General features: G+C 36.9%; 30 protein-coding genes. All 30 read right to left on the bottom strand.

The window, feature by feature from the left end:
* Nucleotides 1–6: 6 nt before the first annotated feature.
* The 30 genes from fliJ to ftsY all read right to left on the bottom strand — a co-directional run bounded on the left by fliJ (nt 7) and on the right by ftsY (nt 25233).
* Nucleotides 7–450, bottom strand: a complete 444-nt coding sequence (fliJ, locus tag ACFSFW_RS04375; protein ID WP_304215632.1) for a flagellar export protein FliJ — start codon at nt 448–450, stop codon at nt 7–9.
* A gap of 5 nt (nt 451–455) precedes the next feature.
* Nucleotides 456–1772, bottom strand: a complete 1317-nt coding sequence (gene fliI / locus ACFSFW_RS04370) for a flagellar protein export ATPase FliI (protein ID WP_304215635.1) — start codon at nt 1770–1772, stop codon at nt 456–458.
* 3 nt (nt 1773–1775) lie between these two features.
* Nucleotides 1776–2537 carry a flagellar assembly protein FliH gene (gene fliH / locus ACFSFW_RS04365; protein WP_304215638.1) on the bottom strand — a complete coding sequence of 254 codons (762 nt, stop codon included), beginning with the start codon at nt 2535–2537 and terminating at the stop codon, nt 1776–1778.
* Entirely contained in the window at nt 2530–3549 is a 1020-nt protein-coding gene (gene fliG / locus ACFSFW_RS04360) for a flagellar motor switch protein FliG (RefSeq protein WP_099363019.1), read from the bottom strand. The genes fliH and fliG overlap by 8 nt, the downstream gene beginning before the upstream one ends.
* A gap of 11 nt (nt 3550–3560) precedes the next feature.
* A complete protein-coding gene (gene fliF, locus ACFSFW_RS04355) occupies nt 3561–5156 on the bottom strand; it encodes a flagellar basal-body MS-ring/collar protein FliF (RefSeq protein WP_304215641.1) in 1596 nt (531 codons plus the stop codon).
* Nucleotides 5157–5190: 34 nt separating this feature from the next.
* Nucleotides 5191–5490 carry a flagellar hook-basal body complex protein FliE gene (fliE, locus tag ACFSFW_RS04350; RefSeq protein WP_304215644.1) on the bottom strand — a complete coding sequence of 100 codons (300 nt, stop codon included), beginning with the start codon at nt 5488–5490 and terminating at the stop codon, nt 5191–5193.
* A gap of 10 nt (nt 5491–5500) precedes the next feature.
* Nucleotides 5501–5944: a flagellar basal body rod protein FlgC gene (gene flgC / locus ACFSFW_RS04345; RefSeq protein ID WP_388036020.1), complete on the bottom strand. Its 444-nt coding sequence runs from the start codon at nt 5942–5944 to the stop codon at nt 5501–5503.
* 8 nt (nt 5945–5952) lie between these two features.
* Nucleotides 5953–6348 (bottom strand): flagellar basal body rod protein FlgB, encoded by a 396-nt coding sequence (gene flgB / locus ACFSFW_RS04340; RefSeq protein WP_304215648.1) that lies wholly within the window; start codon nt 6346–6348, stop codon nt 5953–5955.
* Between the two features lie 326 nt (nt 6349–6674).
* Nucleotides 6675–7454: a GTP-sensing pleiotropic transcriptional regulator CodY gene (gene codY / locus ACFSFW_RS04335; protein WP_099363023.1), complete on the bottom strand. Its 780-nt coding sequence runs from the start codon at nt 7452–7454 to the stop codon at nt 6675–6677.
* 23 nt (nt 7455–7477) lie between these two features.
* Nucleotides 7478–8875 carry an ATP-dependent protease ATPase subunit HslU gene (gene hslU, locus ACFSFW_RS04330; RefSeq protein WP_304215650.1) on the bottom strand — a complete coding sequence of 466 codons (1398 nt, stop codon included), beginning with the start codon at nt 8873–8875 and terminating at the stop codon, nt 7478–7480.
* A gap of 13 nt (nt 8876–8888) precedes the next feature.
* Complete coding sequence (gene hslV / locus ACFSFW_RS04325; protein WP_099352410.1) at nt 8889–9431, bottom strand: ATP-dependent protease subunit HslV; 543 nt, start codon at nt 9429–9431, stop codon at nt 8889–8891.
* Nucleotides 9432–9447: 16 nt separating this feature from the next.
* Nucleotides 9448–10350, bottom strand: a complete 903-nt coding sequence (gene xerC / locus ACFSFW_RS04320; RefSeq protein ID WP_388035505.1) for a tyrosine recombinase XerC — start codon at nt 10348–10350, stop codon at nt 9448–9450.
* A gap of 160 nt (nt 10351–10510) precedes the next feature.
* Nucleotides 10511–12643, bottom strand: coding sequence for a type I DNA topoisomerase (topA, locus tag ACFSFW_RS04315; RefSeq protein WP_304215655.1), 2133 nt, complete (start codon nt 12641–12643; stop codon nt 10511–10513).
* Between the two features lie 278 nt (nt 12644–12921).
* Nucleotides 12922–13803 carry a DNA-processing protein DprA gene (gene dprA, locus ACFSFW_RS04310; protein WP_099363027.1) on the bottom strand — a complete coding sequence of 294 codons (882 nt, stop codon included), beginning with the start codon at nt 13801–13803 and terminating at the stop codon, nt 12922–12924.
* A gap of 66 nt (nt 13804–13869) precedes the next feature.
* Nucleotides 13870–14772 carry a succinate--CoA ligase subunit alpha gene (gene sucD / locus ACFSFW_RS04305; protein WP_099352406.1) on the bottom strand — a complete coding sequence of 301 codons (903 nt, stop codon included), beginning with the start codon at nt 14770–14772 and terminating at the stop codon, nt 13870–13872.
* A gap of 17 nt (nt 14773–14789) precedes the next feature.
* Nucleotides 14790–15950 carry an ADP-forming succinate--CoA ligase subunit beta gene (sucC, locus tag ACFSFW_RS04300; protein WP_304215659.1) on the bottom strand — a complete coding sequence of 387 codons (1161 nt, stop codon included), beginning with the start codon at nt 15948–15950 and terminating at the stop codon, nt 14790–14792.
* A gap of 292 nt (nt 15951–16242) precedes the next feature.
* Entirely contained in the window at nt 16243–16533 is a 291-nt protein-coding gene (locus tag ACFSFW_RS04295; protein WP_304215661.1) for an EscU/YscU/HrcU family type III secretion system export apparatus switch protein, read from the bottom strand.
* Nucleotides 16530–17123 (bottom strand): hypothetical protein, encoded by a 594-nt coding sequence (locus ACFSFW_RS04290; protein ID WP_304215663.1) that lies wholly within the window; start codon nt 17121–17123, stop codon nt 16530–16532. The genes ACFSFW_RS04295 and ACFSFW_RS04290 overlap by 4 nt, the downstream gene beginning before the upstream one ends.
* A complete protein-coding gene (gene rnhB, locus ACFSFW_RS04285) occupies nt 17123–17899 on the bottom strand; it encodes a ribonuclease HII (RefSeq protein WP_304215665.1) in 777 nt (258 codons plus the stop codon). The genes ACFSFW_RS04290 and rnhB overlap by 1 nt, the downstream gene beginning before the upstream one ends.
* Nucleotides 17900–17982: 83 nt before the next feature.
* Entirely contained in the window at nt 17983–18825 is an 843-nt protein-coding gene (gene ylqF / locus ACFSFW_RS04280) for a ribosome biogenesis GTPase YlqF (RefSeq protein ID WP_304215667.1), read from the bottom strand.
* Nucleotides 18826–18876: 51 nt separating this feature from the next.
* A complete protein-coding gene (gene lepB / locus ACFSFW_RS04275) occupies nt 18877–19410 on the bottom strand; it encodes a signal peptidase I (protein WP_099352400.1) in 534 nt (177 codons plus the stop codon).
* Nucleotides 19411–19555: 145 nt separating this feature from the next.
* On the bottom strand, nt 19556–19900 hold the full coding sequence (gene rplS, locus ACFSFW_RS04270) for a 50S ribosomal protein L19 (RefSeq protein WP_010282490.1): 345 nt from the start codon (nt 19898–19900) through the stop codon (nt 19556–19558).
* A 134-nt stretch (nt 19901–20034) separates the two neighbouring features.
* Nucleotides 20035–20772, bottom strand: coding sequence for a tRNA (guanosine(37)-N1)-methyltransferase TrmD (trmD, locus tag ACFSFW_RS04265; RefSeq protein ID WP_099363033.1), 738 nt, complete (start codon nt 20770–20772; stop codon nt 20035–20037).
* A 1-nt stretch (nt 20773) separates the two neighbouring features.
* Nucleotides 20774–21286, bottom strand: a complete 513-nt coding sequence (gene rimM, locus ACFSFW_RS04260; RefSeq protein ID WP_388035497.1) for a ribosome maturation factor RimM — start codon at nt 21284–21286, stop codon at nt 20774–20776.
* Nucleotides 21287–21297: 11 nt separating this feature from the next.
* Nucleotides 21298–21684 carry a YlqD family protein gene (locus tag ACFSFW_RS04255; protein WP_388035494.1) on the bottom strand — a complete coding sequence of 129 codons (387 nt, stop codon included), beginning with the start codon at nt 21682–21684 and terminating at the stop codon, nt 21298–21300.
* Between the two features lie 66 nt (nt 21685–21750).
* Nucleotides 21751–21981: a KH domain-containing protein gene (locus ACFSFW_RS04250; RefSeq protein WP_099363275.1), complete on the bottom strand. Its 231-nt coding sequence runs from the start codon at nt 21979–21981 to the stop codon at nt 21751–21753.
* A gap of 14 nt (nt 21982–21995) precedes the next feature.
* Nucleotides 21996–22268 carry a 30S ribosomal protein S16 gene (gene rpsP / locus ACFSFW_RS04245; protein ID WP_077617792.1) on the bottom strand — a complete coding sequence of 91 codons (273 nt, stop codon included), beginning with the start codon at nt 22266–22268 and terminating at the stop codon, nt 21996–21998.
* Between the two features lie 137 nt (nt 22269–22405).
* Nucleotides 22406–23746, bottom strand: a complete 1341-nt coding sequence (gene ffh / locus ACFSFW_RS04240; protein WP_388035490.1) for a signal recognition particle protein — start codon at nt 23744–23746, stop codon at nt 22406–22408.
* Between the two features lie 14 nt (nt 23747–23760).
* Nucleotides 23761–24090: a putative DNA-binding protein gene (locus ACFSFW_RS04235; RefSeq protein WP_304215682.1), complete on the bottom strand. Its 330-nt coding sequence runs from the start codon at nt 24088–24090 to the stop codon at nt 23761–23763.
* 153 nt (nt 24091–24243) lie between these two features.
* Nucleotides 24244–25233 carry a signal recognition particle-docking protein FtsY gene (ftsY, locus tag ACFSFW_RS04230; RefSeq protein WP_304215684.1) on the bottom strand — a complete coding sequence of 330 codons (990 nt, stop codon included), beginning with the start codon at nt 25231–25233 and terminating at the stop codon, nt 24244–24246.
* Nucleotides 25234–25246: the final 13 nt, after the last annotated feature.

Below are 25246 nucleotides of genomic sequence, written 5' to 3'. Positions count from 1 at the left end.
GATCACCTATCTTCCTTTTGACATATATTGTTGGATTGAAATTTCATCCATCATATGACTTTCTTGCATTTTTAATAGTCCCTCATGTATTGCAAAATCTTTTTCATGCATGATTTCGTATTTCTTAACTTCAATATTTTTTTCGGTTAGCAATGTTTGTAGCTGTTGCATTTTGTTCCTTGCTTTTATAACAAGATTTTGGTAATACATAATTGTTTTTTCTAAGCTAGTAATGAAAGACTGTTGTTGCCGAATACTCTGAATGGATAAACCACTTTGTAGCTGCTGTCTTTGATTTTCTTCAAGTATTTCCTTCTTTTTTAAAGAATCGTATAAAGCTTCTGCAGCTTCTTCGAATTCTTTAACAGATGATTTATAATCTGAGAGAACTTGATTCTTCTCATTTTCTTTTATCGACATAACTTTTTGAAATTTGAACTTATAACTCATTTGTTTTATTCACCTTTTTCGGCCAATTGTGCCAATAAGTGTAAACTTTCTTCAAACGTGAATTTCTCATCGGTTTGTTGTTTTAAGAAAGAAATAATCTTTGGATAATACCTGATTGCTTCATCAACCTCAATTGAAGAACCCCTTTTATAAGCCCCAATATTGATTAAGTCTTCTGAATTGAGGTAAGTGGCCAAAATCCCTCTAATTTTTTCAGCATAAGATTTATGTTCGCTTGATGTAATTTGATTCATTACACGACTAATCGATTTTAATACATTAATTGCAGGATACTGACCTTTGTTAGCTAAACTTCGATCAAGAACAAAATGCCCATCGAGTATACCCCGAACTGTGTCCGCAATCGGTTCATTCATATCATCACCGTCTACCAGTACTGTATAAAAAGCAGTAATTGAACCTAGATGATTGGTACCAGTTCTCTCCAAAAGTCTAGGAAGTGTTGTAAACACACTCGGTGTATATCCCTTCGTCGTTGGTGGTTCCCCAATCGCTAAGCCAATTTCCCTGCTCGCCATTGCAACTCGGGTGACAGAATCCATCATTAACATGACATCTAAACCTTTATCTCTGAAATACTCTGCAATCGCTGTAGCAGTCATTGCTGCCTTAATTCGAAGAAGAGCTGGCTGATCTGAAGTTGCCACCACAAGAATCGATCTTTTAAGGCCCTCTTCACCCAAATCCTTTTCTATAAACTCTCTTACCTCTCGTCCACGCTCTCCAACAAGTGCAATTACATTAATGTCAGCAGTTGTATTTCGAGCAACCATTCCCAATAATGTACTTTTACCAACACCACTTCCTGCAAAAATACCAACACGTTGTCCTTTACCAACCGTTAAAAGGGTATCAATCATTTTGACACCAACCTCAATTGGCTCTTGAATTGGAGGACGAGATAGTGGGTTAGGCGGATCCTGTTCAGTAGGTGCTGACGACAATCCTCGAGGCAGTCCACTTCCATCAAGCGGATGTCCTAACGGGTCTAATACTTTCCCAAGTAAACCTGAGCCTACTTTTATATCAAGTGGCTTGCCAGTCGCTTCGACAATGCTGCCTGGTGAAATATCCTTCACATTTGAAAAAGGCATTAAGATTACATGCTCCTCACGGAAACCGACTACCTCAGCTTGAATACATCTTTTATGTGTTAAGCCTACATAAATATGACATAAATCGCCTATCGAACATTCCGGACCACGAGATTCAATCATTAAGCCAACAACTCTCGTCACCTTACCGTACCGCTTATATGCATCGATTGTATGGATTTGATCTAGCAGCTCGATTGCCTTCACAAACTATTCCTCCAATAGCAAAGAAAGAAGTTTTTCTTTTATCTCTGTAAGCTGAGTGTCTACACTTGCATTAATCTTTCCAAAGGATGATTCAATCACACAATCTGCTTCTTTGAAATCTTCATTCGGATAGATAAAAAGATCCGTTTCCCGATTAAGGATGGCAATTAACTCCTCTTTTTGCTCCATTACATAGTGAAAATAATGTGGGCTGACCTGAATTGTAATGTTAGAATGTTCCTTTACTTCTTTCGTCGCCTTTTTAACAAGAAAAACAAAATCCTCCGGTTTCTCAGAAAGATGAGACCCAATAATTTTTTCTGCTACTGTCAAGCCGAGCTTAACAATGACTTCTTCAGAAGAATCAAGGTATTGATCATAATCTTGCTTTGATCGATCAATAATTTTACGTGCCTCAGCAAGTAAATCTCTATATTCTTGATAGCCATGTTCTCTACCTTCAATCAATCCAGCTTGAAAGCCATCTTCTGATGTTTTTTTGATTAACAGTTGTTTTTCTTCTTCCCATTCTCGTTTTTCTACTAATATTTGTTGCCTAAGTGAGTTGGAATAGGAAATCGCATCTTTCACAATTTTATCCGCTTGTTCTCTAGCCTCATCTATTATTTTTTGAGAGACTAACTGTGAATTTAGCTGTGGTTCGACTTGATTCGTCTCTTTTGTTTGTAGAACTTTAAGTCCAATAACTCTCTTAGGAGAATCATTTGTAGTCTGTAATGAACCTGACTTAATTACGTTAGACAATAATATCATCTCCTCCGCCACGAGCGATGACAATTTCACCTGCTTCTTCGAGTCTACGGATAACCGTTACAATACGAGTTTGTGCTTCTTCAACATCACGCAATCGAACCGGCCCCATATATTCCATTTCTTCTTTAAATGTTTCAACCATTCGCTTCGACATGTTTTTGAAGACAATTTCCTTGACTTCCTCACTTGCAACACGAAGGGAAAGCATAAGATCTTCATTCTCAACATCCCGAATCACGCGTTGGATTGCACGATTATCAAGTGTCACTATATCTTCAAATACAAACATTCTCTTCTTAATTTCTTCAGCAAGTTCTGGATCTTGTATTTCGAGTGCATCTAAGATCGTTCTTTCAGTCGAGCGGTCGACACCATTTAATACCTCTACAACTGCCTCAATACCACCTGTTTGTGTATAATCATGTGTCACTGTAGCAGAGAGTTTACGCTCTAAGATTTGTTCCACCTCATTGATAATCTCGGGTGAAGTTCGATCCATAATGGCGATTCTTCTAGCGATATCTGCTTGAACTTCTTGTGGCAATTCAGATAATATTTGTGCAGCCTGCCTTGAATCCAAATACGATAAAATTAAGGCAATTGTCTGTGGATGTTCATTTTGAATGAAATTCAAAATTTGACCTGGGTCTGCTTTCCTTGCAAAATCAAACGGTTTAACCTGTAATGAAGATGTTAGGCGATTAATGATAATTCCTGCTTGCTCCTCACCCAGTGCTTTTTCGAGCACTGTTTTTGCATACCCAATCCCACCTTGAGTGATATAGTCTTGGGCCATCGCAATTTGATGGAACTCTTCCATAATTTGTTCTTTCGTATTGGCTTCCACCTTGCGAACGCCTGAAATTTCTAATGTTAGTTTCTCAATCTCTTCCTCTGAAAGATGCTTATACACTGAAGCCGAAACATCCGGGCCAAGTGAAATGAGGAGAATGGCCGCTTTTTGTTTTCCAGTAAGTCCCATTTGCATATCTCGTTTTGCCATTTCTCCACCTCCTACTCGTCTGCTAACCAAGAACGTAATAATTTCGCAAAATCTTCAGGTTTATCTTTCGCAAGCTTCTCCAATTGTCTTCTTCTAACCGTAGTTTCCGATTCTTTTTCTTCATTAACGTCTGGAATATGATCAAAGAATACAGGTTCTGATTGAGGGATTTCTTCTTCAATCTCTGTTTCTTTCTTTTTACGTAAAAATAAGAATAATAGAATGATTAGGCCAAGGACTAAAATACCACCTACAATATAAACCCATAAAGGGATTGTTTTAATGGTAGGCGATTCAGTAACAGTGGTCGTTTTCCCACTAAATTCTTGAACTGACACGACAATTTTATCCTGAATCTCTTCTTGTGTTAATTCAGTATTTTCATCTTGGTTAATACTAGTACTTACGATAGTGCTCAATATTCTCTCGATATCATCGACACTTTCTTGTGGCATAGAGGTAGGATTTTTCGGGTCTGGCGCTTCAACCATTACCTGGATTCCTAAATCTCTAATTTTATAAGGTGCTTCAACAATATTTTTTGTGATACGGTTCACATCTTTATTCACACGTTCTTCGATTCGTTCATAATCCCCATTACCAGCTTGTCCATCAGCATTATAGGATGGAATATCTGTTTCTCCTGTCCCAACAACTCCACCAGCCTGTGCCCCTTCACCTGTATAGGTTTCAGTAATACGCTCAACACTAATTTCGATACCATCCATATTTTCAGGGTCAACGGGTGTGACTAAATTTTCTTGACGGTTTTCTTGTGTGAAATCAATATCAGTAGTAACAGATACAAAAACCTTATCTGGTCCCATCATCGTTCCAAGCATTTGCTGTACCTGTCTTTGAATATCTCTTTCAATCTCACGTTTCAAATCAAGCTGTGAGGCCACATTTCCGATAACTGATACATTTTCTTCATTTTCTAAGTCGAAATACTCAAAGTTTTGATTCGTTATGACGATATTATCAGTAGGTAAGTTAGGAATACTTTTTGAAACCAAGTGATATAAGGATTTTATCTGCTGTGCGTCCAACTTATATCCAGGTTTCGTGTTAAGAACGATTGATGCGGAAGCCTCTGCTTGGCTATCCTTCACAAAAATTCCTTCGTTCGGCATACTGATCATAACGTTCGCATCGTTTATCCCATCGATGCTCTTGATCATATTTGCTAATTCAGTTTGAGTGGATTCAAGTTTTAACATATTAAATTCATTATCGGTCATCCCAAAACCAGCATTTTGACCAAAAAATGAATAATCAATGTTACCACTATCCGGTATTCCTTCTGCCGCAAGTTCGACCATTAATGGTTCTACCAATTCCTCTGGAACCTTAATGGTCGATCCATTATCCGCTATTTCTGATTGAATTCCTCTTGAATCTAACGTCGCTTTAATTTGCCCTGTTTCCTGTGGAGATAGATTGCTATACATAGGGACTAGGTTTGTTTTCGTTGTAAAAAACACAGTAAGCGAAATAATGAAAATGAAAAGCAATGGCAACCCAATTATTGTAGCTTTTTGAAAGCTGGACTGTTTTTTCCAAAACTCTCCTATTTTTGTCTTATATAATAGTAGTTTCTCTTTCATGACATACCCCTAAGTAGAATATTTAAATCCCGGATTAAACCTGCATCCTCATGATTTCTTGGTATGCTTCCACAACTTTGTTTCGAATTTGAAGTGTCGTTTGCAATGACACACTTGCTTTCTCAGAAGCAATCATTACTTGGTGTAAATCTACATTTTCACCCTTAATAAGCTTTTCGGTCATTTTATCTGAAGTCTGTTGAGCTTCATTTACATTATTTATGGCATCTTTTAAAAAGTTGCTAAATTCCTTTTGAACAGCATTCGCAGTCTTTGGCTGTATAATAGGCTTCGACAAAACCTGCGATGTTGCAATATTTATCTTATCAATCATGACTAATCACCTATTTTCCTATTTCTAAAGCTTTCATTAACATTCCTTTTGACGCATTAAAAACTGTTACATTCGCTTCGTAGGATCTTGTAGCACTCATCAAGTCGACCATTTCCTTTAGAGGGTCTACATTCGGAAGAGCCACATATCCGTCAGCATTTGCATCTGGATGATCTGGGTTATATACGAGCTGAAATGGGGTTTGATCTTCGACGATACCTGTCACCTTAACGCCATTTCCTGCTTTTGATTGATTCATTGCTTTTGATAAGTGGGAAGAAAAGCTGTTACCTTGTGGCTGCTGAACAACCATTTTCCTTCTATACGGTTGCCACTGTCCATCTACAAGTTTCCCTCTTGTTGTATCCACATTTGCCATATTAGAAGAAATAACGTCCATTCTAAGTCGTCCCGCAGTTAGGGCTGAGCTACTTGTATTGAGGCTATGAAAAATTGACACCTTCAGTTCCCTCCTTTTACGACTGTTTTTAATGTATTGAATTTCCCGCTAATTCTTTGTGTTATCGCATTATAATAGATTTGATTTTCTGCTAATAGCGCCATTTCCTTATCGATATCGACATTATTACCGTTATGGTTATATGCAGTATCATTCTTGGCAATGAGTGGACTGTTTGAACGTTTGCTGCTTGTAAATTCGATATGTTTTTCATTTGTTCGATTAGCTCGCATTAGGCTGTCCGTCTCATTAGCAAGAAGGTTTTTAAAGCTCACATCTTGTGCTTTATAATTTGGTGTATCCACATTTGCTATATTATTTGAAATGACCTTCTGTCTTAAAGCTGAATAATCCAAAGCTTTTTCAAGCGAATATATTGTATTAGAAAAAAGTTTCATAGAGACCCCTCACAAAAAAGTACTATCATTCGAATAAATATAACGAATCGTATTAACTCCTTTATTATTGTAATGAAATTAATTCTATCTGTCTATGAAGCTTACGATAAAAAGTGATAATTTTCGACAATTTAGGACTTTCTACTCATGGTTTCCGTTTATCATTATAGAATTTCATAGGAGGAGTTTCACCTGTTTTTTACAAAAATCGTCAAGTACATATTTCCACTTCAAATACTCGACAAATTATGTTACAAATCGCTTTTATGATAATCATGCAAATAAAAAAACGAAGATGGGAAATGCATCTTCGTTTTTCTTATAATTTAATGTGATTTTAGTTTTTCTAATTCAAGTAAGAATTTATCGTTTAGTACTTTAATGTACGTACCTTTCATTCCTAGTGAACGAGATTCAATTACACCAGCACTTTCAAGCTTTCTTAATGCGTTAACGATAACTGATCTTGTAATTCCCACGCGGTCTGCAATTTTACTTGCAACTAGTAACCCTTCGTTGCCATTTAACTCTTCAAAGATATGTTCAATTGCTTCAAATTCACTATAAGACAATGAACTGATTGCCATCTGCACAACAGCTTTGCTTCTAGCTTCTTCTTCAATTTCTTCCGCTTTTTCACGCAGAATTTCCATACCAACAACTGTTGCACCATATTCAGCTAAAATGAGGTCATCATCTTCAAATCTTTCATCAAGTCTTGAAAGGATGAGTGTTCCTAATCTTTCTCCACCACCGATTATAGGTACAATCGTTGTTAATCCATTCTTAAACAATTCCTTATTCTCGATTGGAAAAGCAGTATAATCACTTTCAATATCGAGATTAGAGGATGTTTCGTGAATGTTGAATAAGCTTTGTGTGTACTCTTCAGGGAAATGACGATCCTCAATCATTTTCTTGATTCTTTCGTTTTCAATCGTTTGCTTGATGGCAAAACCAAGAAGTTTTCCACGACGACTTAATAAGAAGGTATTCGCTCCAATTACGTCGGTTAATGTTTCTGACATTTCCTTAAAGTTAACTGGTTTACCTGCTGCATTTTGCAGCATTGCATTAATTTTTCTAGTTCTTTCTAATAATTGCATTTTTCTTGTTCCTCCTGATAATCTTACAAAATAAACTGACTTAAATCTTTGTTCTTCACAATTGTACTCAATTTCTCATCGACATATTGAGGAGTAATTGTGATTTGTTCCATCGTAATGTCCGGCGCTTCAAATGATAGATCCTCTAATAGTCTCTCCAAAATTGTATGTAGACGACGAGCACCAATATTATCTGTATCCTGATTCACTTGAAAGGCAACTTCAGCTATCTTACGAATAGCATCGTCAGAAAATTCAAGTTGTATACCTTCTGTTTCTAATAATGCTGAATATTGTTTCAATAGTGCATTATCTGGCTCAACTAAGATACGGTAGAAATCATCTACTGTTAACTTAGTTAGCTCAACACGAATCGGAAAACGACCTTGTAATTCAGGGATTAAATCTGAAGGCTTTGACATATGAAAAGCTCCAGCTGCAATAAAGAGCATATGATCTGTTTTAACAGAACCATATTTGGTGACAACTGTTGAACCTTCTACAATCGGTAAAATATCACGTTGGACTCCTTCCCTTGAAACATCTGCAGAAGAAGAATTATGACTTTTACCTGCAACCTTATCGATCTCATCGATAAAAATAATACCTGACTGTTCAGCACGGTTTACAGCTTCTTGTGTTACCTCATCCATATCAATTAGCTTGGCTGCTTCTTCATTTGTTAAGACTTTACGAGCTTCTTTAACTGTTAATTTACGCTTTTTGCGCTTTTTCGGCATGAGGTTGCTTAATGCATCCTGCATATTCATTCCCATATTTTCCATACCAGAGCCTTGTAAAAGGTCGAACATAGATGCCTGTTGCTCCTCTACTTCGACAGTTACATAATAATCCTCGAGCTCACCAAGCGCAAGCTTATGCGCCATTCGCTTTCTTCGTTCACTCAAGCTTTCTTCTTCATTTGTTTTCTCTACTTCAGGCTCAGTGTTATTGCCTCCAAAAAGCATCTCAAGTGGGTTTTTATAAGATGTTTGCTTTTTAGAGCTTGGGACAAGTAGTTCAACAATTCGTTTATTTGCATTTTCCTCAGCACGTTCGGAAACTTGAACCATCTTATCCTCTTTAACGAGGCGAACTGACGTTTCTACTAAATCACGAACCATTGATTCAACATCGCGTCCGACATATCCAACTTCAGTAAATTTCGTTGCTTCTACTTTGATAAAAGGTGCACCAACTAGTTTTGCTAGTCGTCTAGCTATTTCAGTTTTACCAACTCCAGTTGGCCCGATCATCAAAATATTCTTGGGTACAATTTCATCTCTTAACTTTTCATTAAGCAGGTTACGACGATATCGATTTCTTAAAGCCACTGACACAGCTCTTTTTGCTTCATGTTGGCCAATAATGTATTGATCTAATTTTTCTACAATCTGTCTTGGGGTTAGATTCGTCTTCAAAGTAGTCCCCTCCTTATAGTTCCTCAACTATAATATTTTCATTTGTATACACACAAATTTCACTTGCAATTTCTAATGAAGCTTTTGCAATTTCTCTTGCAGTTAAATGATCACCTGAATATTTTTTCAATGCACGTCCTGCAGAAAGCGCGTAATTCCCACCAGAGCCAATTGCCAAAATCCCATCATCTGGCTCAATTACTTCGCCTGTTCCAGATATAAGAAGCAAATCCTTCTCATCCATTACAATCAGCATTGCCTCTAATTTACGAAGAACTTTGTCGCTTCTCCATTCTTTTGCAAGTTCAACTGCTGCCCTTTGCAAATTTCCATTAAACTCTTCTAGGCGTCCTTCAAACATTTCAAATAAGGTAAACGCATCTGCGACCGACCCTGCAAATCCAGCAATAACCCTTCCTTGAAATAGTTTTCGTACCTTTCTTGCTGTATGTTTCATAACAACGGCATTTCCAAAGGTAACTTGACCATCACCTGCCATTGCTGATTTTCCTTTGTGTTTTACAGCGAATATTGTTGTTGCATGAAAATTAGACATTTCTCAAACAACCTCCTTATGCACGTGGATGTGAGGACTTATAGATATTTCGCAAATGATCCTTTGTAACATGTGTATACACTTGTGTTGATGACAAACTTTCATGACCCAGCAGTTCTTGTACAGACCTCATATCAGCGCCCTCGTTTAAAAGATGTGTAGCAAAAGTATGTCTTAATACGTGTGGACTAATATGAATGGTAGAAGATGTCTTCTTTATCATATTATTTAAGATTAACCTGACTCCTCTTGTTGTTAGAGGTCCACCCCGGAAATTAAGAAATAAATGGTTTGTATGTACTGAAGCTTTTTCAAGTAGTTCCTTGCGACCTATGGATATATAGTTCGTTAGTGCTTGCTCAGCATAGCTTCCAAAAGGGACATATCGCTGTTTATTTCCCTTTCCGTGAACAAACACAATCCCAGTTGAAAAGTCCAAGTCCTGGAGTGTAAGCTTACAGCATTCACTCACACGGATTCCAGTCGCATAAAGCAACTCAAGTATAGCTTGATCCCGTTTCCCTAAGCTAGTTGAAACATCTGAAACTTTAAATAGCTTTTCCAATTCTTCTTCATATAAAAAATGGGGAAGTCTTTGTTCCCTTTTCGGTAATGACACAAGAATAAAAGGATTTTGAGAAATATGCTTTTCCCTTAATAGGAAATTAAAAAAACTGCGCAATGTTGATATTTTTTTTGCAACAGTACGTCTTGCATATTGTTTCTTATAAAGCTCAGTTAGATACAAACGCACATCGGAATATGTGACGTCAGTAAGATTTGAGATCGTTTCTCGTTTCATAAATAAGAAAAAGTGTTCAATTGACTGTTCATAATGCACAATAGTATATTCTGAATAATTTTTCTCAATTTGTAAATATTCTTTGAATAACTGTAACGATTTGTTCACATCTTCCAATATTTTCACCTCACAAGGGCTACTAAATATTATCACAATTTAGTAGCCCTTGCAAATAAAAACTCTGATTTTTTTACAAAATTCTGAATTGCGTAAGAAATCCACTTTTTTCTGACGAAAAATGGAAAGTGGTGAGCTGAAAGTTGCTCACCACCACATGTTACTTCTGCGTTTCTTCTTTATAATCACACTGGGCACATTGTACCTGAATTCCTTTTTTGAGTTTTTTCTCAACTAACAGGTTTTCACACTTCGGACATTTCCGAGCAAGTGGTTTATCCCAAGATAGGAAATCACATTCTGGGTATTGATCGCAACCATAAAAAATTCTTTTCTTCTTGCTTTTTCTCTCAACAATATTTCCTTTTTCACATTTCGGACAAGGAACCCCGATTTCTTTAACAATCGGTTTTGTATTGCGACAATCAGGAAAATTCGAACAGGCCATGAATTTGCCATAGCGACCCATTTTATAAACCATAGGATGACCACAGTTTTCACAATCCACGCCTGCAGGCTCATCCTTAATTTCTACTTCCTTCATTTCTGATTCTGCAATTTCTAATCTTTTTTCAAAGTCCTGATAAAATTCATCAATTATTTTGATCCATTCTGTTTTTCCTTCTTCAATTTCATCAAGGTCATGTTCCATTTTCGCAGTAAATTTTACATCTAAAATTCTCGGGAAGAATTCAAGCATTAACTCATCTACGATTTCCCCTAATTCGGTAGGAACAAACCGTTTATTATCTAAGGACACATAGCCCCTTTTCTGAATCGTATCAAGAGTTGGTGCATAAGTGGAAGGTCTTCCTATTCCAAGTTCCTCCATGGTTTTAACAAGTCGAGCTTCCGTATATCTAGGAGGTGGCTGTGTAAAGTGTTGCTTCGGATCAATATCTGTAGCAAATACACGGTCACCTTCTTTTAAATCAGGTAGCATATTCTCTTTTTCTTCAACATTGTCATCATTACCCTCAACATAAACCTTCATAAATCCAGGGAATTTAACTTTTGAACCAGTGGCTCTGAACACAACGTCTCCATAATTTAGGTCAACGCTCATCGTATCCATAATTGCGGAAGCCATTTGACTTGCTACAAATCGTTCCCAAATCAATTTATATAATCTTAATTGATCTCTGCTTAAATATTGTTTCACACTATTTGGTTCTCTGAAAACTGAAGTCGGGCGAATCCCTTCGTGAGCATCCTGCGTATTCGCACCTTTTTTCTCTTTTCTTTTCGTATCTGTTACAAATTGTTTTCCAAATGTCTGTTCAATATATTGGGAGCTTTCCTCAACGGCTGTATCTGAAATTCGAGTTGAATCTGTACGCATGTATGTGATTAGACCAACTGTTCCTTCCTTACCTAGGTCAATTCCTTCATATAATTGTTGTGCTAGCATCATTGTTTTCTTTGCACGGAAATTTAATTTACGTGCTGCTTCCTGTTGTAGGGAAGATGTAATAAACGGTGGTGCTGGATTTCTTTTTCGCTCTTTTTTTGTGACAGAAGTAATGGTAAATGACTTCGCTTTCTTAGAAATCACTGCTGTTAACTCTTCATCGCTCCCAGAGAATTCAGCTTCAATTTGAGAAAGGATATCTTCTACCTCAGTCACATTTGTTAACTCTAATTTTTTTCCATTTACACCGTAAAATTGCCCTTCAAATTGTACATTTTCATTTTCTTTTAAAAAGTTCGCTTTGATTGACCAATATTCTTCCGGTTCAAAATCTTGAATCTCTTTTTCTCTATCAATAATCAATCTAACTGCAACTGATTGAACTCGTCCTGCACTTAAACCCTTCTTTACTTTCTTCCATAGCAATGGGCTAATATTATAGCCTACTAATCTGTCAAGAACACGTCTTGCTTGTTGTGCATCTACTAGAGCCTGATTAATTGGACGTGGATGTTTAAAGGACTCTTTAATGGCATCCTTTGTAATTTCGTTAAAAACAACTCGACAATCAGAGGTTATATCAAGATCTAACGAGTGAGCCAAATGCCAAGCGATTGCTTCCCCTTCGCGATCGGGGTCAGCTGCTAGATAAACTTTCTTTGCCTTCTTTGCGGCTGTCTTTAATTCCTTTAATACAGGGCCTTTTCCACGAATTGTAATATATTTTACTTCAAAATCGTTTTTTGCATCTACACCCATTTGACTTCTTGGGAGATCTCGTACATGGCCCATTGAAGCCTTTACCTTGTATTTTTTCCCCAAATATCTCTCAATTGTTTTTGCTTTTGCTGGTGATTCAACTATGACTAAATAGTCCGACATGTATCGCTTCCTCCTTAGAGGTTAAATTAATTTTCCATTTATAATAAATTTTACCTAAGTTACTGTAATCAAATGCGCCTTGGCGTATTTGCGCCCAGATTTTTTCGAGCTTGCTCGAAAAACTACCTCTAAAAATCTGTGGCATCCGCCGGAAGCTTTGACTTATTCAGTCGGGGTTTAAACCCCACTGAATAAGTTAAATCCTCCATATTATTAAATATTCATGTACCGTTTGTCAAACTGTTAAATTTATTTTTATACATTTTTACTAGTTATTTTTATTCAAAAGTACGAATTTCTGATAAAATATCCTCACTTGTAAGGACTAATTTTGCTCCAGATTGGATTAACTTATTTGTTCCTACACATGAAGGTTCTAATATCGAACCTGGTATCGCAAAGACCTCTCTGCCTTGGTTTAGAGCTTGATCAGCGGTAATTAAAGAACCGCTTCTTTCTTTTGCTTCAACAACAAGAGTTCCTTGAGTTAAACCACTAATAATTCGATTTCGCATCGGAAACTGCCATTTTTCAGGCTTTGTGGATGGGGGATATTCAGAAATAAGTATATGATTCTGAGTGATGGTAGTTGCCAACTCTTTGTTCTCGTGAGGATAAATATGATGAAGACCGCCAGCGATGACTGCAATTGTTTTTCCATTATTTCGGATTGCTAATTGGTGTCCCATTGTATCAATACCACGCGCTAAACCACTAACCAATACCCAATTTTGCTTAATCAAAGGTTCTAAGACCTTTTTCATACTCTGTAAACTTGTTGATGATGGTGTACGTGAACCAACAACACTTAATAATTTCTTACTATTTAATAAGGATTTGTCTCCAAGCGTATAAATGACCCACGGTGGATCAAAAATCTGTTTCAATAGTCTAGGATACTCTTGATCAAATATGGTAATAATCCCAACATTATTATCGCTATATTGTTTTAGCATACTTTGGATTGATAAAGAATGCAAATCTTTTAGAAAAATAGTTAGTTGATTTTTAGACAATGGAAGGATTTTTTCATAAAAGGATGGGGAGTATTTATAGATATTGGAGAGGGTCAAATCATGCTGTAGAATTTTATAAATTGATTTCCAACCTATTCCTCGACAGTGATGAAGATGTATTAATTTTTCTCGAAATTTGTCCATATATTCTCCTTTTTTTCATCAGAAAAAGACAGTTCTTAGACAAGAACTGCCTCTTTCGAGTATTTATTAGTGAGTTTTACACTTTTCGTATAAACCCTTTTCTTTAAGAACAGAAATTAAAGTTTCACCCATTACTGACGGTGTTTCAGCGACCTTAATTCCACATTCATTCATTGTTTTGATCTTTTCAGCAGCAGTACCTTTACCACCCGAAATAATCGCACCAGCATGGCCCATACGCTTTCCTGGAGGTGCAGTTTGTCCACCGATAAATCCAACAACTGGTTTAGTCATGTTTGCTTTAACCCATTCAGCAGCTTCTTCTTCAGCTGTTCCACCGATTTCACCAATCATGATAACCGCATATGTTTCTTCATCTTCATTAAATGCTTTTAACACATCGATGAAGTTCGTTCCGTTTACAGGGTCTCCACCAATACCTACTGCAGTTGTTTGACCAATTCCAGCTTGAGTTAATTGATGTACAGCCTCATATGTTAATGTACCAGAACGTGACACAACGCCTACATGTCCTTTTTTATGGATATACCCAGGCATGATTCCGATTTTACATTCATCAGCAGTGATTACACCAGGACAGTTAGGACCTACTAAACGAGTCTTCTTACCTTCCATATAGCGTTTCACTTTCACCATGTCTAATACTGGTATATGCTCAGTAATACAGATTGCTAAGTCTAATTCAGCATCAACTGCTTCGATAATTGCGTCTGCTGCAAATGGAGCAGGAACATAAATTACTGATGCTGTTGCACCTGTTTGTTCTACTGCTTCTTTTACAGTATTAAATACAGGAACACCTTCTACTTCAGTTCCACCTTTACCAGGTGAAGTACCACCAACAATTTTAGTACCATATTCAAGCATTTGTTTTGTATGGAATAATGCAGTAGCACCTGTTATCCCTTGAACAATTACTTTTGTATCTTTATTAACAAAAACACCCATGTTTGTCCCCTGCCTTTCTATCCTACTAGTGATACGATTTTTTGTGCACCGTCTGCCATTGATTCAGCAGCTGTAATGTTCAGACCAGATTCTTGTAAAATCTTTTTACCTAAATCTACGTTTGTTCCTTCAAGACGTACTACTAGAGGAATTTCCAAGCCTACTTGTTTCGTTGCAGTTACAACACCTTCAGCAATTACATCACACTTCATAATTCCACCAAAGATATTTACGAAAATACCTTTAACGTTTTCATCAGATAGAATGATTTTGAATGCTTCAGTAACTTTCTCAGCAGTAGCGCCGCCCCCAACATCAAGGAAGTTCGCGGGGTCGCCACCGTAGTGCTTAATAATGTCCATTGTAGACATAGCAAGACCTGCACCGTTTACCATACATCCGATGTTTCCGTCTAGTGAAATATAGCTTAAATCATATTTAGATGCTTCAATTTCTTTTGCATCTTCTTCGTCTAAATCACGGTACTCAAGTACGTCTTTTTGACGGTATAATGCGTTAGAATCAAAGTTTAATTTAGCATCAAGTGCCATTACTTTACCATCGCCTGTTACAACTAATGGGTTAATTTCAGCAATTGAGCAATCTTTTTCAACGAATGCAGTGTATAAAGCAGTCATAAATTTAACAGCTTGATTCACTAATTCTTTTGGAATGTTAATGTTGAAAGCAATTCGACGAGCTTGGAATGGTAATAATCCAACTACAGGGTCGATTACTTCTTTGAAAATCTTTTCAGGTGTTTTTTCAGCAACCTCTTCGATTTCTGTTCCACCTTCTTCAGATGCCATTAAAACAACGCGAGAAGTAGCACGATCAAGTACTAGTCCAACATAGTACTCTTTTTTAATATCGCAACCTTCTTCAATTAGAAGACGTTTTACTTCTTTACCTTCTGGTCCTGTTTGGTGTGTTACAAGCGTTTTACCTAGGATTTCATTAGCATATGTACGAACCTCATCTAGGTTTTTTGCTACTTTAACTCCACCCGCTTTACCACGACCCCCTGCGTGAATTTGTGCTTTAACAACACAAACTTGGGAACCAAGTTCTTTTGCAGCTTCAACAGCCTCATCAACCGTGAAAGCAACCTTACCATTTGGAACAGCTACCCCATATTGTCTGAGGATCTCTTTTCCTTGATACTCATGGATATTCATTTCCCATCCTCCATTCTTATGTATAAAAGCAAAGAATTTTTTGTCAGTCCAAATGTTATTATACATTTTCTTTTTTCAACTTTCTATGACAATTATAATTTTTCCGAAAAATCTTATTTGCATAGAAATTTACATCATACTGAGATAGGTTTTTTTCCCAAATCTTTATGACGTTAACTCGACAAAATTAGACTGCGCTTTCATTTTATAACTGAATTAACTACTTGTCTACCATTTCGCATGAATTTGTTCTTTTTTCTGCAAATAATGACTTATTTACTATACCACGAAACTATTTTTTCGATTCTTCAAGGTTTTTATCCATTTGATAAACAAAAGCAAAAATTTCTGCAATGACTTGATATAAATCTTCTGGAATCCCCTCATTTATTCTAAGTTCACCTAATATCTCGACTAAAGCTGTATCCTCTTGGATTGGGACTTTATGTTCCTTGGCCTTATCAATTATATTTTTAGCTACGAGCCCTCTACCTTTTGCAACTACCTTAGGCTCAGAATCTATTTTTTCGTTGTATGACAAAGCAACAGCCATTTTTGCTTTGTTCTTTTGTATTTTTTTCATATTTTCAAATCTACTCTTTCATGAACCTTAGTTGAGTCAGTTTGACCTATCACTTTGTTCCTGTCTACTGGGTTACTTATTTTTATAGATGAAAGCTGATACCCTAAAGGTTCCAAATTAGTTTGGAGTGTTGATTTCAAATCACTAATTATAGACTCAATTCCTTCTGATTGATTATAGATGACTAGTGATAAAATGCGATTTTGAACCTTAACATCAATGACTACTTCATTTAAATTTTTGAGTTCTAGCGAAAAAAGTAGACGACAAAAATTAGAGTCAATTTCCCCGTTTTTCTTCCTTCCAGACATCCGAAGTGAAATGTTCTTATTATCTGGGGTTTGAAAGTTAAATTGTTGCTGAAGAAATTGGCTTAAATCATTTGATGTTAGGTCAACTGTGTCCATTTGATGTAAAGGGCTATGTTGAGAGGTACTAGAGATTTCACTCGTATTAGCTGATAATAAGATTGGTAGGTTGGTGGATGAACTCTGTGTTTTTTGTTCTCCTTGACTTGAATTTGAAAGAGAGTGAAGCTTTTGTACTGCTCCACTCTTAAATATTGCTTGAATTAAATGAATTGGAATCATCATTTTACCTCTATTAACTCTCGAATGGGGGCATATGAACGTCGATGTACACTTGTAACGCCATATTTTTTTAGCGCATCAAGATGATATGCTGTACCATATCCCATATGCTTTTCGAACCCGTATTGTGGATATTCATGACCTAAGCGAACCATTAAACGGTCTCTAGTCACTTTTGCGATAATTGAGCTTGCTGCTATTGATACACTTTTTGAATCGCCTTTAATGATTGACGTTTGTGGGATATCAATTGGTATTTCCATTGCATCAACTAAAAGATGGTCGGGTTTTTCAGAAAGAGCCAAAAGTGCTTTTTTCATTGCTTGTTTTGTTGCTTGATAAATATTTACTTCATCTATAACTTCTGCCGGTATGATCCCGATGCCGATCGAAATCGCGCACTCTGTTATTTGATGAAATAATTCCTCTCGCTTTTGTTCCGTTAGTTTTTTTGAATCATTTACGCCCGGTAAAAAGGCGTCCTGAGGTAAAATGACAGCAGCCGCAACTACAGGTCCTGCCAATGGGCCACGACCGACTTCATCGACACCTGCTATAAAACGATACCCTTTATTATAAAGGCCTTGCTCGTATTGGGTCATTTCTTTAAATTGTTGCTCTAAGGCCTTTTCTTCGTCTTTTTTCTTTCTCCATCGTTGCAATAGAACTTGAACCCCTTTACGGGAATCCCTTTCACAGTCTTTTAGAAACTGATCCTGTTCGTTATGTATCATGGATAATTTATTTTCGATATCTTTGATTGTCAATTGTGACATGCCTTCACCTTCAATTTCTAGTGCTGTATGTAAGTTATATCGTCATCTTTTAAAAAAAATGAAGGCTCGCTATAAAGCGAACCTTAAGGTTTCTCAAATGTAAGCCTGCCTAATTTTTCAGTTCGAATTTCTCGAATAATTAATTCAGCTGTTTTATCATAGTCTACGAATCCACCAGACATCATGCTACCACGACGTTTGGCAATTTCATCAAATAGCAATACGATATCATCTGGAATTTCTTCAAGACCAAAACGTTCTTTTAAATTCTCAGGATAATTTTCTTCTAAAAATCGAAGGGCATACACAGCAATATCCTGCAGATTTAGAATTGTATCTTTAATAGCTCCAGTTGTTGCTAATTTTTGACCCACTTCTTGGTCCTCGAATTTTGGCCATAGAATTCCCGGTGTATCAAGGAGCTCTAACTCTTTACCAACCTTAATCCATTGCTGAGCTTTCGTAATACCGGGACGGTCGCCCGTTTGTGCAATGTTTTTCTTTGCTAGGCGATTAATTAATGTCGATTTACCGACATTCGGAATCCCTACGATTAATGCTCGGATTGCTCGTGGTCGAATCCCTTTTGCAGCCATTTTGTCAAATTTATCTTTTAAAATTACCTTTGCTTCACTAACGATTTGCTTCATGCCATTACCTTCTTGTGAATTAATAGCAAGGGCATGTATGCCGTTTTCTTTATAATATGAAATCCATTCTTTTGTTACTTTTGGATCGGCCATGTCTGCTTTATTCAAAAGGAGAAGTCTTGGTTTATTTTTTATGATTTCATCAATCATTGGGTTTCGGGATGATGCAGGAATCCTAGCATCTACAAGTTCGAATACAATATCGATGAGAGAGAGTTTTTCTGTAACCTGTCTTCTCGCTTTTGCCATATGGCCTGGAAACCATTGAATTGTCAATATCTTCACCAACTTATATGGTTAATTTTTTTGGAAGTTGTCGCTTATAACCTATTTTACAATACCAAAATCAGATAGTGGCCAGTAGATTAGGCTTGTCTCACCTAGGACTTCGCTGATTGGAACTGGGCCGATATGGCGTGAGTCCTTACTGTAACGGCGATTGTCCCCCATGACAAACAGGTGACCTTCTGGGACTTCTTCTAAAATAAATGGATCTGTAAGTGGTCCATCAATTAGGTTTTTCTTATATTCATCAAGATAGGGTTCTTCGTACGGTTCATCATTAATGTAGAGGATATCGTTTTTATATTCAATTCGATCACCAGGTAATCCTATTATCCGCTTGATGTAATCTTTTTCGACGGTTGCATGGAAGACTACGATGTCAAAGCGATCTGGTTTACCAACCTTATAGCCAATCTTATTCACAATCATGCGGTCTTGGTGATGTAAGGTTGGCATCATTGAAAGCCCGTCTACTACAATTGGTGCAAAGAAAAAATAACGGATTACTGCTGCTAATATGACAGCAATGGCTAGCGCTTTAATCCATTCCCAAAGTTCATTTTTTTGTTTGGCCATCATTGCTCCTCCACTTGTTCTTTTCTCATCTACCAAATAACTTTTTTATATAAGAATAGAGTATGTATTATCCTACTATTATAAATAGAATTTGCGCAAATGTAAAAGGAGCTTGTTAAATTTATACAAGCTCCTTTCTCGTTTATTATCGAATTTCTTTAATACGTGCTTTTTTACCACGAAGTTCGCGTAAGTAGTATAATTTCGCACGGCGTACTTTACCACGGCGTACTACTTCAAGCTTCGCAATTTTTGGTGTATGCACTGGGAATGTACGTTCAACACCAACTCCGTAAGATACCTTACGAACAGTGAAAGTTTCGCTAATTCCACCACCACGACGCTTAATCACAACACCTTCATATACCTGAATACGTTCACGAGTACCCTCGATAACTTTAACGTGTACACGTACTGTATCTCCAGGACGGAAAACAGGAAGGTCAGTTCTTAATTGTTCTTTTGTGATTTCTTCAATAATGTTTTGCATCGTCTTTTCAACTCCTTCCAACAGATGCTCTTACCAATATTCATTCATTGCAGCGGAACATCTTAATAAGACAACGGACAATTTGCCCAAGTCACAAAGAGTATATTACCATAATCCTGTTACCGTTGCAATAGTTACTCTTCATCTATTTTAATTTCTTTTAACCATTTTTCTTGCTTTGGTGAAAGTTTATAGCTTTCAAGTAAATCAGGCCTTCTATTATATGTTCGTCTAAGCGATTCTTTTTCCCGCCATTCTTCAATATGCATATGATTTCCAGATAAAAGGACATCAGGTACGGTCATGCCTCTAAAATCTGCAGGTCTTGTATAATGAGGGTGTTCTAGTAATCCCGTACTATGAGAATCAAGCACTGGTGAGTCCTCATTACCTAATACTCCTGGTAAAAGTCGAACAACACTATCTGAGATAACCATTGCTGCCAGTTCACCACCAGTTAAGACAAAATCACCAATTGAAATTTCCTCTGTACTTAGATTTTCTCTTATCCGTTCATCATAGCCTTCATAGTGACCACAAATAAAAATCAAATGATCTTCCTTTGCCAATTGTTCGGCTTTCTGTTGGGTAAATCTCTCTCCCTGCGGGCATAAGAGTATCACTTTAGGTTTTGATTCCGTTTGTGTAGTAAGGTCTTCCACGGCATCAAAGATGGGCTGTGGCATTAATACCATTCCAGCTCCACCACCATAAGGATAGTCGTCAACTTTTTGATGTTTGTTATCGGCATATTCACGAAAATTTACGACTCTAAACGAAACTTTCTCTTTTTCTTGTGCCTTTTTTAAAATGGATTCACCAAGTACACCATTAAACATATTTGGAAAAAGGGTTAAGATATCAATTTTCATGTTAGATTAATCCTTCCATGAGGTGAATGGTGATTCTTTTTTCTTCAATATCAATTTCTTTTACGATATCATCAATAAACGGAATCAAAATTTCCTTACCCTTTCCACCTTTTACAACCCACACATCATTCGCACCTGGTGTTAATATTTCTTTGATAGCGCCTAATTCTTCGCCTTCCTCTGTAATAACAGTACAGCCAATAATTTCGTGGAAGTAATATTCTCCTTCCTCCAATTCACCGAGTTGACTTTCATGTACTTTCACTAGGGAGTCTTTAAACTTCTCCACATCATTAACGTTGTCGTAGCCCTCAAAAGTAACTAAATCGAAATTTTTATGAGTTCGGTGCGATTGGACTGTAACTTCAATAGGTTCTTTATCTGCTATAAAGATATGTAATGTATTTCCAACCTTATAACGTTCTTCAGGAAAATCCGTTCTCGAGATTATGCGAACCTCACCTTTGATTCCATGTGTATTTACAATTTTTCCGACGTTATACCACTTGTCCATTTATTTCACCTCTAACGAATTTCTTCAACTATTCCTTCTTTAATTATAATTGTTCGTGCAGTTGTTACTTCATCCCAGTTATCCCCTACATTTATATCAATAATAGATTGTACTTCTTTTTCTTTTATTTCACTGCCTATGGGTAGCATATGTATTTGTTCGATTTGGAACTCAAATTGTTTGATTTTTTCTTGCCTAAGGTTCATTTCATTAGTGAAATAAAGGTTAATTTTCGCAGAATCAAATTTCTTAAGCTTTTCCATCTTTTTTAGTTCAAACTTGAGCTGCTCGCATTCTTTAAGTAGTTGATCTTTATTGGTTTGTAATGAATCGATGAGCTTTGTTTTGCTAATATCCGTTAAGATTTGTTTAACTTCAACTGTTTGGATGATTTTCACACGTACACAACCCTCATGATTTTTTATAGAAAAAAAGGGCGAGGTTGCCCTCTCCCTTTTTTAAGATTATTCGTTAATTTCTAGATGAATTCGTTTATTATGTCCTGTTCCTGCTGCATAGACAACAGTTCTAATCGCCTTAATAACACGGCCTTGCTTCCCGATAACCTTACCCATATCATCTTTATTTACGCTTAGCAAATAAGTGATATTACGGTCGTCTGAGTCTTCAGTGACTTCGACTTCTTCAGGATGATCAACCAGTGGCTGTACGATCGTTTTAATTAACTCTTTCATCTGTAAGTTACCCATTACTTACCGTTTTTTGCGTTATGGAATTTCTCCATAATTCCTTGTTTTGAGAACAAGTTACGAACTGTGTCAGATGGTTTAGCACCATTTTGTAACCATTTTAATGCTAATTCTTCATCAATTTTAACTTCTGCAGGTTGAACAACTGGGTTGTAAGTTCCTACTGTTTCAATTTGACGTCCATCACGTGGTGAACGAGAATCAGCTACAACGATACGATAGAAAGGAGATTTTTTTGCTCCCATGCGTTTTAAACGAATTTTTACTGCCATTTTATATAGCACCTCCGAAAATATTTCAACAAGATATAATATTAACTGTTCCACATCTGTTTGTAAAGTGTTTTTTCTTTACATCAATGAAATGGTTATTATTACTACATTTTTTCAAGAAAAAGCTGCACCTTTTCTTACATAAAAGGAAATTTGAATCCTTTTTTCTTACCTTTTGTCATGTTTGTCATTTGCTTCATCATTTTCTTCATGTCTTCAAATTGCTTTAAGAGACGGTTTACTTCTTGAACAGTTCGACCGCTACCTTTTGCAATTCGCTTTTTACGACTTGAATTGATGATCTCAGGTTGTTCCCTTTCGGCCTTTGTCATAGAACGAATGATAGCCTCGACATGACCGATTTGTTTATCATCAACCTGAACATTCTTCAGGCCCTTCATTTTGTTAGCACCTGGGAGCATACCAAGAACCTCATCAAGAGGACCCATTTTACGCACCTGTGCTAACTGTTCGAGGAAATCGTCAAATGTAAAGGACATTGACTTAAATTTCTTTTCTAGCTCTTTTGCTTTATCTTCATCAACGGAAGCTTGGGCTTTTTCGATGAGTGAAAGCACATCCCCCATCCCTAAAATACGTGAAGCCATACGTTCAGGATGGAATGGTTCTAGAGCATCTAATTTTTCACCTAGACCCACAAATTTAATTGGTGTGTTTGTAACAGCTTTAACTGATAGTGCTGCACCACCACGGGTATCCCCATCAAGCTTCGTTAAAACAACACCTGTTAAACCTAATAGATCATTAAAGCTTTGTGCGACATTGACTGCATCTTGACCTGTCATTGCGTCAACAACAAGGAAAATCTCATCAGGCTGAGTCACTTCTTTGACTTGTTTAAGCTCGTCCATCAGTTCTTCATCAATGTGCAAACGCCCCGCTGTATCGATCAACATATAATCATGATGCTCTTCTTTTGCCTTATCGATTGCTTGTTTTGCTATTTCAACAGGACTGACCTGATCTCCAAGTGAAAAGACCGGCATATTAAGTTGTTTCCCCAATGTTTGTAATTGGTCAATCGCAGCTGGACGATAGATATCTGCAGCAACAAGAAGTGGTTTACGATTGTGTTTTTTACGTAATAGGTTGGCAAGCTTCCCAGTAGTTGTGGTTTTACCTGCACCCTGTAAACCAACCATCATAATAACGGTTGGCGGTCTTTTGGCAACCGCAATTTTGCTTTGCTCTCCACCCATAAGGGCTGTAAGCTCCTGCTGAACAACTTTTATAACTTGTTGTCCTGGTGTTAAGCTTTTCATTACCTCTTGTCCAACAGCACGTTCGCTGACACGCTTTACAAAATCTTTTACAACTTTGAAGTTTACGTCAGCTTCAAGTAGTGCTAGACGTACTTCTCGCATCATTTCCTTTACATCGGATTCTGATACTTTTCCCTTACCGCGAATTTTCTGTAGTGTCCCTTGCAGTCGGTCGGCTAATCCTTCAAATGCCATTTTTTCACCGCCCCTTATTCTAATTTCTCAAGCAACTGTATCACATTTTCAAGCTCTGCGCTATCATCATATTGTTGTGAAAGTCGTTTTAGCTCAGTAATCAGTTTTCTTCGCTCTTGAAATTTCTGAAATAGTAACAGTTTTTCCTCGTACTCTTCAAGCATTGTCTCTGTACGCTTAATATTATCATAGACAGCTTGACGACTAATCTCATATTCCTCTGCTATTTCACCAAGGGAAAAGTCATCTAAGTAATATAAAGACATATAGTTTCTTTGCTTTGGCGTTAACAACGATTGATAGAAATCATAGAGATAATTCATTCTCGTTGTTTTTTCAAGCATAGTATCTCCCCCTTGTTAAGTGAAATACCTTTACAACTCAATAGTTTACCTATTTCACAATGGGTTGTCAAGTTAATTTACTTTACTATCAAATACTCATTGTCCAACTACCTTTAAAAAAAGAGCCTAAATAATCAGGCTCTATATCTTTACTTATTCTTCTGCATTCTCGACAAGGTCTGCAAATAGACCGTACACATAGTTTTTAGCATCAAATTCCTGAAGGTCGTCTACTTTTTCCCCAAGTCCGATCAATTTTACAGGAATGTTTAGTTCATTACGGATTGCTAGGACGATTCCGCCTTTAGCTGTACCATCTAATTTTGTTAATACAATTCCCGTCACATCTGTAGCTGCTGAGAATGTTTTAGCTTGGGTTAATGCGTTTTGTCCTGTTGTCGCATCAAGAACAAGTAAGACTTCATGCGGAGCACCTGGTAATTCACGTTCAATGACTCGTTTAACTTTTTCAAGCTCTTTCATCAGGTTGACCTTATTTTGAAGTCGTCCCGCTGTATCACATATTAACACATCAACATTTCGGGATTTTGCCGCTTGTACAGCATCATACATAACTGCCGCTGGATCTGAACCTTCTGATTGTTTGATTACATCTACACCGACACGGTCTCCCCAAACTTCAAGCTGCTGAATTGCACCTGCACGGAATGTATCTCCCGCCGCTAAAAGAACAGTTTTCCCCTCATTTTTTAAACGGTTTGCAATTTTACCAATAGATGTGGTTTTACCCACACCATTAACACCCACAACTAAAATGACAGTAAGGCCTTCCTCCTGAATATTTAGCTTGGGTGATTGTTCCTCGTTTCCTTGGTAAATCTCAACAAGTTTCTCCGAGATCACACTTTGGACGTCTTTTGTGTCTTGAATGTTTCTTCGTTTGACTTCCATCTTCAATTCATCAATAAGTTCCATCACAGTAGATACGCCAACATCTGCTGCGATTAATATTTCTTCAAGTTCTTCAAAAAAGTCCTCATCAACCTTTCGATAGCGTGCAACTAAATCATTAACTCGCTCTGAAAAGGAATTTCGAGTTTTTGATAATCCATCCTTAAATTTTTCGGTTACTGAGTCAGCCTGATTTGAAATCTTGTCTTTTAATTTTTTAAAGAAACTCATGTAAATCCCCTTT

Origin of the sequence: Ferdinandcohnia salidurans (assembly GCF_042680725.1) — a bacterium.
Taxonomy (GTDB): Bacteria; Bacillota; Bacilli; order Bacillales; family Bacillaceae_L; genus Ferdinandcohnia; species Ferdinandcohnia salidurans.
The sequence above is the reverse complement of the archived record's forward strand: the minus strand, read 5'-3'. Positions and strand labels throughout refer to the sequence as shown.

Excerpts from the sequence above, each read along its gene's own strand:
- trmD (WP_099363033.1), bottom strand. The coding sequence starts at position 20,772 with ATGAAAATTGATATCTTAACCCTTTTTCCAAATATGTTTAATGGTGTA.
- rnhB (WP_304215665.1), bottom strand. The coding sequence starts at position 17,899 with ATGTCACAATTGACAATCAAAGATATCGAAAATAAATTATCCATGATA.
- ffh (WP_388035490.1), bottom strand. The coding sequence starts at position 23,746 with ATGGCATTTGAAGGATTAGCCGACCGACTGCAAGGGACACTACAGAAA.
- fliF (WP_304215641.1), bottom strand. The coding sequence starts at position 5,156 with ATGAAAGAGAAACTACTATTATATAAGACAAAAATAGGAGAGTTTTGG.
- rplS (WP_010282490.1), bottom strand. The coding sequence starts at position 19,900 with ATGCAAAACATTATTGAAGAAATCACAAAAGAACAATTAAGAACTGAC.
- sucD (WP_099352406.1), bottom strand. The coding sequence starts at position 14,772 with ATGGGTGTTTTTGTTAATAAAGATACAAAAGTAATTGTTCAAGGGATA.
- sucC (WP_304215659.1), bottom strand. The coding sequence starts at position 15,950 with ATGAATATCCATGAGTATCAAGGAAAAGAGATCCTCAGACAATATGGG.
- topA (WP_304215655.1), bottom strand. The coding sequence starts at position 12,643 with ATGTCGGACTATTTAGTCATAGTTGAATCACCAGCAAAAGCAAAAACA.
- ftsY (WP_304215684.1), bottom strand. The coding sequence starts at position 25,233 with ATGAGTTTCTTTAAAAAATTAAAAGACAAGATTTCAAATCAGGCTGAC.
- rpsP (WP_077617792.1), bottom strand. The coding sequence starts at position 22,268 with ATGGCAGTAAAAATTCGTTTAAAACGCATGGGAGCAAAAAAATCTCCT.
- codY (WP_099363023.1), bottom strand. The coding sequence starts at position 7,454 with ATGCAATTATTAGAAAGAACTAGAAAAATTAATGCAATGCTGCAAAAT.
- flgB (WP_304215648.1), bottom strand. The coding sequence starts at position 6,348 with ATGAAACTTTTTTCTAATACAATATATTCGCTTGAAAAAGCTTTGGAT.
- rimM (WP_388035497.1), bottom strand. The coding sequence starts at position 21,286 with ATGGACAAGTGGTATAACGTCGGAAAAATTGTAAATACACATGGAATC.
- ACFSFW_RS04235 (WP_304215682.1), bottom strand. The coding sequence starts at position 24,090 with ATGCTTGAAAAAACAACGAGAATGAATTATCTCTATGATTTCTATCAA.
- hslV (WP_099352410.1), bottom strand. The coding sequence starts at position 9,431 with ATGTCTAATTTTCATGCAACAACAATATTCGCTGTAAAACACAAAGGA.
- fliE (WP_304215644.1), bottom strand. The coding sequence starts at position 5,490 with ATGATTGATAAGATAAATATTGCAACATCGCAGGTTTTGTCGAAGCCT.
- ACFSFW_RS04295 (WP_304215661.1), bottom strand. The coding sequence starts at position 16,533 with ATGAAAAAAATACAAAAGAACAAAGCAAAAATGGCTGTTGCTTTGTCA.
- lepB (WP_099352400.1), bottom strand. The coding sequence starts at position 19,410 with ATGGCCAAACAAAAAAATGAACTTTGGGAATGGATTAAAGCGCTAGCC.
- ACFSFW_RS04290 (WP_304215663.1), bottom strand. The coding sequence starts at position 17,123 with ATGATTCCAATTCATTTAATTCAAGCAATATTTAAGAGTGGAGCAGTA.
- ACFSFW_RS04250 (WP_099363275.1), bottom strand. The coding sequence starts at position 21,981 with ATGAAAGAGTTAATTAAAACGATCGTACAGCCACTGGTTGATCATCCT.
- fliG (WP_099363019.1), bottom strand. The coding sequence starts at position 3,549 with ATGGCAAAACGAGATATGCAAATGGGACTTACTGGAAAACAAAAAGCG.
- dprA (WP_099363027.1), bottom strand. The coding sequence starts at position 13,803 with ATGGACAAATTTCGAGAAAAATTAATACATCTTCATCACTGTCGAGGA.
- fliJ (WP_304215632.1), bottom strand. The coding sequence starts at position 450 with ATGAGTTATAAGTTCAAATTTCAAAAAGTTATGTCGATAAAAGAAAAT.